The sequence below is a fragment of the Photobacterium sp. MCCC 1A19761 genome (assembly GCF_037389125.1).
In the GTDB taxonomy this organism is placed as follows: domain Bacteria; phylum Pseudomonadota; class Gammaproteobacteria; order Enterobacterales; family Vibrionaceae; genus Photobacterium.
The window spans coordinates 1-7,994 of sequence record NZ_JAZGTF010000051.1 but is presented as its reverse complement, the minus strand read 5'-3'; the positions used below and the strand labels follow the sequence as shown (position 1 = coordinate 7,994).

9 protein-coding genes and 1 pseudogene are annotated in these 7,994 nt (G+C 51.2%); 5 read left to right on the top strand and 5 right to left on the bottom strand.

From position 1 onward, the window contains the following. The 3 genes from VV869_RS24205 to VV869_RS24195 all read left to right on the top strand — a co-directional run. Positions 1 to 945, top strand: a 945-nt coding sequence (locus VV869_RS24205) for an ABC transporter ATP-binding protein (protein WP_337737516.1), incomplete at its 5' end; no start/stop codon positions are given. Next, positions 942 to 2,621, top strand: a complete 1,680-nt coding sequence (locus tag VV869_RS24200; protein ID WP_337737515.1) for an ABC transporter ATP-binding protein — start codon at positions 942 to 944, stop codon at positions 2,619 to 2,621. The genes VV869_RS24205 and VV869_RS24200, both read left to right, overlap by 4 nt. Before the next feature lie 126 nt (positions 2,622 to 2,747). Then, complete coding sequence (locus VV869_RS24195; RefSeq protein WP_337737514.1) at positions 2,748 to 3,377, top strand: TetR/AcrR family transcriptional regulator; 630 nt, start codon at positions 2,748 to 2,750, stop codon at positions 3,375 to 3,377. Between the two features lie 79 nt (positions 3,378 to 3,456). Here VV869_RS24195 and VV869_RS24190 read toward each other — a convergent pair whose 3' ends face one another. Then, positions 3,457 to 3,744, bottom strand: a complete 288-nt coding sequence (locus tag VV869_RS24190; RefSeq protein WP_337737513.1) for a type II toxin-antitoxin system RelE/ParE family toxin — start codon at positions 3,742 to 3,744, stop codon at positions 3,457 to 3,459. Further along, complete coding sequence (locus VV869_RS24185; RefSeq protein ID WP_337737512.1) at positions 3,741 to 4,022, bottom strand: type II toxin-antitoxin system Phd/YefM family antitoxin; 282 nt, start codon at positions 4,020 to 4,022, stop codon at positions 3,741 to 3,743. Before VV869_RS24185 ends, VV869_RS24190 begins: the two co-directional genes overlap by 4 nt. A 97-nt stretch (positions 4,023 to 4,119) precedes the next feature. Here VV869_RS24185 and VV869_RS24180 point away from each other — a divergent pair. Beyond that, positions 4,120 to 4,374 (top strand): annotated as a pseudogene (locus VV869_RS24180) (transposase); the annotation flags it as partial. 252 nt (positions 4,375 to 4,626) lie between these two features. Here the strand turns inward: VV869_RS24180 and VV869_RS24175 are convergent. Then, a complete protein-coding gene (locus VV869_RS24175; protein WP_337737511.1) occupies positions 4,627 to 5,646 on the bottom strand; it encodes a hypothetical protein in 1,020 nt (339 codons plus the stop codon). A 96-nt stretch (positions 5,647 to 5,742) separates the two neighbouring features. Between VV869_RS24175 and VV869_RS24170 the strand changes: the two genes are divergently transcribed. Further along, positions 5,743 to 5,940 carry a hypothetical protein gene (locus VV869_RS24170; RefSeq protein ID WP_337737510.1) on the top strand — a complete coding sequence of 66 codons (198 nt, stop codon included), beginning with the start codon at positions 5,743 to 5,745 and terminating at the stop codon, positions 5,938 to 5,940. Between the two features lie 452 nt (positions 5,941 to 6,392). Here the strand turns inward: VV869_RS24170 and VV869_RS24165 are convergent, their stop codons facing one another. After that, positions 6,393 to 6,959: a histidine phosphatase family protein gene (locus VV869_RS24165; protein ID WP_337737509.1), complete on the bottom strand. Its 567-nt coding sequence runs from the start codon at positions 6,957 to 6,959 to the stop codon at positions 6,393 to 6,395. Between the two features lie 52 nt (positions 6,960 to 7,011). After that, complete coding sequence (locus VV869_RS24160) at positions 7,012 to 7,446, bottom strand: GNAT family N-acetyltransferase (RefSeq protein WP_337737508.1); 435 nt, start codon at positions 7,444 to 7,446, stop codon at positions 7,012 to 7,014. Positions 7,447 to 7,994 lie beyond the last annotated feature (548 nt).

Genomic DNA, 7,994 nt, shown 5'->3' with positions numbered 1-7,994 from the left:
GTGGCCTGGGTCAGCCATGTGGCAACCGCTGCTGCGATTGCGATCGCGCTGCTACAGGCCGTTGCAACATTCGCTATTGCTTATCTGGTGTCGTATCAGCTCAATCCGGCGGCGATGGCTGCGGTCCTATTTTTTGGCCTGGCGATCGTCACACCATCACTGCGGCTCGGGCATGGGCTTGACTATGTTGCCGCCGGACGCGCCGCTGCCGGGCGCGTCGCCGAATTGCTACGTGAACCGGCTCTGCCCAGCGGAGAAACTGCGACGCTGGTTGATGACGCCGTACTTGAGATGGAAGAAGTCAGCCTGAAGACAGATCACGGCCCGCTCATTCATCGCCTGTCTTACCGGTTCGCCCCCGGAACCCTAACGGCAATCACCGGACCAAGCGGCACCGGAAAAACCGCCCTGCTCCGCGTACTCGCCGGGTTCGAGCCGGCAGATAGCGGTATTGTTCATCTGGGCCGGACGGATATTGCTGAACTGGATGAACAGGGCCGCCACCTGAATATCCAACTCGTTCCACAAAACACCCCAATACTCAGCACTACAGTGCGGGAAAACCTCTTGCTGTCCGCGCCGAATGCCACCGACGCACAACTGAACGCAGCCCTGAGCCAGGCCCGGATCCAGGTCGATTTAGACGCCGATGCCGCGCTGCTGTCTGGCGGCGAACAACAGCGGGTCGGGCTTGCCCGGCTATTTTTGAGTCCGGCCCCCGTGATCCTCCTGGACGAGCCGACCAGCGCCTTAGACCGCCAGAGTGCGGATCAGCTCATGGCAGCCCTGCTGCATCTCGCTCACACCCAAGGCAAAACTCTGGTAATGGTTACCCACGATCCGGCGCTGGCCGCCCAGGCCGATGCACAAATCACCCTCAAAGGTGCCACCCAACAGAAGACTATCGAACAGAAGGCTATCGAACAGGAGGAATTACAGGCATGACCACAGTCTCAGCAACCCCATCCAACCCCACGCACCCGGCATTTCCGGCGCATGCCCGACGCCGTCTCCTGTGGATTAGCCTCGGCTGGTGTCTGGTTGCCGCGCTGGAAGCTGCTGCCTATACCGTGCTGGCGTGGGCCATTGCGACACAGCAATCCCCGGAATGGGTGGTCTTCACCGCCAGTGTCGCGGTGCTGGCGACCATCTGGGTGACACGCGCCGGCTTTTTCTCGGGGGTTCGGCTGGCCGGAGATCTCTTCGCTGCCTTAGGCCAGGCATTGGGCCAGGCCAAGCTCTCCTGGTTTACTGATGCGCATCGCACCCAAGTGGCCATGCTGGCAGGCCGGGGAATTCCCGGTTTTATGAGCATTCCTGCCCACCAGCTGCAAACCTTCCTGCACGCGCCGCTGATCCCGCTATTTTTGGTCGCCGGGATTGCATGGCTAACCGGACCGGCCGTAGCGTTGGGCGTCGGCTGTTTGCTGACCCTGTCACTGGTTATCCAGTTCAAGGCGCAACGGGCACTCAGCCAAGCCGACAAAAAAAGGCATGATGCCGACAAAGGCACCGCACAAGCGACTATAGAGTTCGTTGATCATCTGGAGCTGCTGCGCACCACGGCCGGGCCCGTGCGAGCGATCGCCCGACTCGAACAACAATGGCAAACCCAGGAAAGCGTTCTGGCTGGGACCACCCGTGCCGCAGCCAGAGCAACCCTGGTCTCTTCCATCGCCAGTGCCTTGCCGTTGGCCGGCATCGCCGCTTATCTCGCCGTTGCCGGTATCACCGAACCAGCGCTGGCACTCGCCCTGCTGGTTCTGGTAGCACGGGCAGCAGCGCCGTTGGGAGAGCTTGCATTGGCCGGGTTGAGCATCAACGATCTGCGCGCTGCATTGAACGACTACCGTCAGATCATTGCCGTCCCAACGCTGCCGGATCCATCACACCGCTCAGCGTCGCAACCTGACGGACACCATATCGTCCTGAAACACATTAGTCAGGCGCCCGCCCTCAGCCGGATCAGTGCGGACATCCCACCCGGCGCAACCGTGGTGATCTCCGGCCCGAGCGGTTGCGGGAAAAGTACTTTGCTTGAGTTGCTGATGCGCTTTGATGATCCGCAACGCGGCGTGATCACCTTCGGCGGCGTCCCGCTTAACCAAATGCGATATGCCGATCTGTCCAAACACATCGCGTATGTGGCACAAGATCCCATCGTGTTCACCGGCACCCTAGCGGAAAACATCCGTCTGAGCCGACCCGAAGCCAGTGACGAAGATGTCACGACGGCAGCACGCCGGGCCATGCTGGGTAGCGTCATCGACCGCTCGCCGCAGGGCATTCATCAGACCGTCGGCCACCAAGGCGGGGCACTATCCGGAGGCGAAAGACAGCGGGTTACCATCGCGCGCGCGCTGATTAAAGGAGCACCAATCCTCATTCTGGACGAAGCAACCGCCGCACTGGATGAAGAAACCGAGCGCCGAATTGCCGAAGTGGTCCGCAATTTACCAGCGACCGTCATTCTGGTCACCCACCGGGATCCGGCAATCTGGCAGCCGACACAGATCATTGCATTGGCTGACCTTGCGCAGGCGCACCCAGAAGCACACAACTCAGAACAAGATCCTGCTGAGCGATGTACGACAAAAAGACGTGAAGGAGCACCGGCATGATCCGACCAACGCAATGCTTCACCGCTCTTCGAAGTCATCCCGGTATTGATTTCAAGAACAAGGCTTTACAGACTTGCAATTCAACTGCAATCATGGCGGCTTTGAATACCTGCGATGACCGAGAAAATGACTGATCGTACAACCGCCAACACCAACGCTGCGGAAACACCGCAGCGCCATCGGACCCGGGCCCCGCATACCCGCCGCGCCGCGCTGATGGATGCGGCAGAGCACTTATTCCTTACCCAGGGCGTTCGAGCCACCCGGATCGAAGATATTGCCGCAGCCGCCCAGGTCGCCAAAGGCACCTTTTATATTTACTTTAAGTCCCGCGATGCCTTGTTGCGTGCCTTGCAGCAGCGTTTCATGGTGTCTTTTTGCGAGCAGATTGACACTGCCCTCGCCCACTGCCCGCCCGACGACTGGGAATCGCAATTGCGCACCTGGTTTGCAACTGCACTGGATGGATTGTTGGGGCAGATTTTGCGCCATGACATGCTTTTCGAGGATGTCCGCCCGAGTGAAGATCGGCAACTCATGGCCGATAACCCGGTCATTGAACAGTTGTGTGCTTTATTGCAAAGCGGCGTGCAGGCCAATGCCTGGCAGACGCCCGATCCCCGAATGACGGCGCTGATGATATTTCATGCCATGCACGGATTAGCCAACGAGGCACTGGCACAGGGAAATGCGGGCCATCGTGCCCCTTTGGTCGATATGTTGACAGACACTTTCGGCAAAGCCCTGCGCCGGTGAGTGGGGATCGGGCTTGTCTAACACTCGGATAGAAGTGTCGGCTGCGCGACACGTATCCTTATTTGTTATAACACAGCCTTTAGACGTCATCTTCCGTCAGGATTTGACGACAATTTCGCACCGTTAGTACGCGAATTTCATGGCTTAAACTATAAATGATGCGATAGTGACCAAAAATGATTTCACGATAATGTGTATTAGGCATTTCTGGAACCATACGCCCCATTTCAGGCATGGTTCCAAGTAGCTCCGTTTGGTCGAAAACTTCATTTACCCAATTTCCAGCTGCCGCTGGATTATCCAATGAGATAAATTCAGCCGCATCACCAAGCTTCTGTAAAGCTAATGGAGACCACACTACTTTCATTTCTTGATACGCCCCAGTACCTGAGCACGAGCATCTTCATTCGAAACACCCAAACCAGACGCAAGTTGAGCTTCAGCTGTACGCATTTCTTCAAGTAGTTCAATCTTCTCTTGCATTGCTTCATACTCTGCAACATCAAGAACAACAGCGACGCCTTTACCACGTTGAGTAATAACCAATGGACGACGAGTCTCATTGATTTGCTTTATAAATGAGGCTACGCCTGCACGAAATTCAGACAGAGGCTGAATATCTTTGTCGAAATGAATACGACTCATATTGAACTCCAAATAGTACAAAATTACGTACAAATAATAGTTCAAGTAGCTATTGGGAGCAAGGAGTTAATACTGTGTTATAACGCCGTTGTAACCGGCGACACGTATCCTGCCGGTGGTGCAGTTCCTGTGGTTGATCTTGCAGCATGTGCTGCCGAAAGGGTTACAACGGGTGCGGGACTATGGCCTGCTGCATGGCAGTGCGAAAGCACTGCGGCTCACCCTCCAACTGATGTTGCTCGGCTTGCCGGCATGGCAGCTGCCCGTGAAAAGCGGGCCACAGAAAGCCAGCCGGGATTGCCCAAACTGCCGGCATACGATGTGCTGTGTTGGCATCACCCGGCCGAGGTAGCCAGAAAAGGCAAACAGAATAAGGAGAATGGCACTGACCGCAACCAGGAGAAAGCCGACGCATGACCGAACTCAGGCGGTAACCCATTGAAGTGAAAAACAGCGTGATCGCTTCCAGGCTGCGCTCGCCCTGAAGAAAGCCGCGGGCGCAACGCCCGCCAACCCCCAATCGAGCAATTAACTTAATAAGGCTGTCCGGGCTTGTCCAACACCCGGATAGAAGTGTCGGCTGCGCGACACGTATCCTTATTTGTTAGGAATATGTTTGAGGAACACCAACAAACACTTCCTGCACGCTAAGCTCAACCCACTTTTTATAAGCTAATATCTGGATACTATTGATGATGATAAGTACACCAAATTCCAGCAATTCAAAGACCGCTAAATCATATTCTTTGTTTAACGGGTGAACTACCTTGTATCCTCCATGTATAAATGAGCTTCGTAGGTCATTGAGCTTACGTAAATCAGCTTTAAAGCGCTTTTGCTTATTTACAGGAATATCTAGCAAAAATATTGCCTTAGATGCGATATCGTGGAAGCCCCGACCAGATTTAGTTCCGTAAATAGCTTCTAAAGCATGAAAAACCCACGATACCATACTTACATCAGCATCAAGGTGGCATATATGCAACAAGGAGAAAATAGCTCTTTCAATTGAATGTTCTGACTCTAGCTTTGAGCCGATATTCAAATTATCAAACCAACTCTTTACTGTTGCGACTTCCAACGTTGTTGACAGTGCTATAGGCCCTTCAACTGTTGAGTTAATAGATTGGGAGAAGTAGAAATGTGACAAATTAAATTTATACTCAGCATGTTCTATTGCCAATGTTGAATTATATAAATCAAGCACACCCGGCATGCTGATGTTAGCCACTAAAAAAATGTCCATTAGTAATTTTTTTGAAGCTTCAAAAGCATCATTAAGCTCATTAATGTCAGACAAATGTAAAGTGATTGGCAATTCAACTCTACCCCAAGCACTGGCTTCATTAGTATCAACTCTAAATTGAGCAAGGATTTTGCGCCTTTGCCCTTCTATAATTGCGTAATACTCACTATTAAGATCATAACTTTTTGTAACTGCATCAACCAATTTATTCCAATCGATGTCAATTTTATAGTGCTTATCAGAACCATGAACTAGGTTGTTAGAATATAGGTTTGAGATCTGAGTTATAGCAGAAATATCTAAGTCGAAAATATCAGAGTCATCCCCGCTATAATCTCTAGGTCTAAAGTTACACGTCAAAAAACCGTTTAATTTCACATAGTCTCCTAATATTCCTAACGAATGGCATGGACTCCCCCTCATCAGACTTTGCCACACTTGGTATGTCTAATTACAAAATCGCCGGAGGCCACCATGTCACTATCTGTCTATGGCATTGATTTAGCCAAACATAGCTTCAGTATCCACGGTGAGGATCACCAAGGCAAGCTGTTGATCCACAAAACAATATCCCGGTCAAAAGTTCTATCGACGTTTGTCAACATCCAACCCGCGATCATCGGGATGGAAGCCTGTTGCGCCTTTCAGGACGGGGCCTGTGCCAACGCATGACCGAACTCAGGCGGTAATCCATTGAAGTGAAACACAGCGTGATCACTTCCAGGCTGCGCTCGCCCTGAAGAAAGGCGGGCGCAACGCCCACCCCCCCCAGGGTGAGAGCACGTATGTTCACTTTTTGAACCCCCGTAAATTCCCTCGGGCTGGTTGAGTAATTATTAGACACTTCATACATTTTACACCTGTGGAAAGTGGTTGAAAATTACTCTTTTTGTAGATCCCAACATGCCTTTCATGTGGAGGTTTTACAACTTGTTAACTCACGCTCTCACCCTACCCACACGGCTGAGCCTGCTTAGAAATTCATTCAAAATAAGAGAAACAAAATTTGCATAAGTTTTACGCTAAGCAGCCATGGGACATAACCAATGCTTGAGAGCCAGTCGGGTTGAGTTACATCGAGGAAACAATACTGACAGATTACATTCAAGCTAACCCCTCTTATTTCACGATCTCTCCCGCCTACTGCAGCCTGCGATTGCTCGCTCATAACTGAAGTATTGGTACTGACCACAACCAATTCCTTTTTCCTGAAAACCCAACAGGCTCTCCAGCACATTAAAATGCGACACAACAATCACCTTTTTATAACCAAGATACTGACCGAGCACACGTAACGCTCTCGTCCTGAGTTGTTCGTGTTGTTCATAACTGACGTCCTCAGGCACAGTACCTTGTTTGAGGTGATCGCGATATTCGAACCAACGCCTGTCGCGCTCCTCGATATCAATATAGCCTCCGGAAACATCCGCCTGCCACTCACGCAAATCATGCTCTATAAACAGATCGAGTTGAAACTGCCGATTTAAAATTTCTGCGGTTTGCAGTGCTCTGGTATATGGCGACGAAACGATGACTGTGGACCCATTGAAGACGGGATCACTCGCGAGCGCTTTGATATCGCGAATGTAGTCCCGGTGCAGTGGCGCATAATCCTTTTCCAACTGCGACATTTTTCTTTCATCGGCCAGTGCGTAATCGGGAACACCATGCCGTACAAATACGATTTCCATCTGCATTTTATCCTGAATTCCCTTTAAACTGATTCAGCGCCCAGAATGACTATCATGACGATAGTGAACAACTTTTCTCTCGACGCATAGCGATGATCCGGTAACCCCGATTTTCATAACCTCGATATCTCTGAACAAGAAAGCCTGGCAATTGGTCTGGGGGAATCTCTTCAAAACCAATCTGCCCATAAAACGCATTAAGATGAGACAGCGGCATACAATATGAGAGGGTTTCATTCAATATTGGCTCGATATGTTTGATGAAGTCAGAGCCCAGTCCTTTCCCTTGATATTTTTCGGCGATGTACATTCCACGCAAAATTGAAATGCCATGGCAGGATTCAACTTTCACAGAACCGATAATTTCATCATTCTTTGTTGCAATAAATGCTCGTTCATCATGACTCCAGCCACTGTGATAATCCTGCTCACGATAAAACTGATTCAAAGCACCTCGAATTGATTCATTCGCCTCAACAATTTCCATGTCATCTCCTGCAACTTACCATTTCGCATCGCAACGGAAAACGACTCCGTTAAGGCTCCCATTCAATACAACTTCATATATATATTCAATCAATTATTGAACAAAGAACAGCTTCACGAGAAATTGGCCGACATTGTGTATTGTCAGTGAGACGCCACACGACAATACCAAGGAAAGATAGGTATCCAGAGGTGTCGCGAGAGGCAGAGGACGCCCTAAAACGAGAAAAGCCCTGTCTGACGACAGGGCTTCGAATGTGGCGGAGCGCTCTGGGTATGAGAGGATTTACTGCGCCCTCCGGGCCGTTGCCAAAAACGCCTTCGGCTGGCAACGTTGTCTCGCTTCGCTCGGCTGAAGACTTGCCGTCCGCCCCGTCTAGGGTTCGCACCCTATCTCTTTCTTTGCCAATTAGCAGATGCAAAAGGCTTTGTTGATCAAATCAGGAAAACAACAGATCTACCCAATTTAAGCCATGTTTTAGCTAACTTTACGAGTTACGGGCATGCCGAGCCCTGTTAACTTGTTCAACGCACGAACGGCAGCAAGCG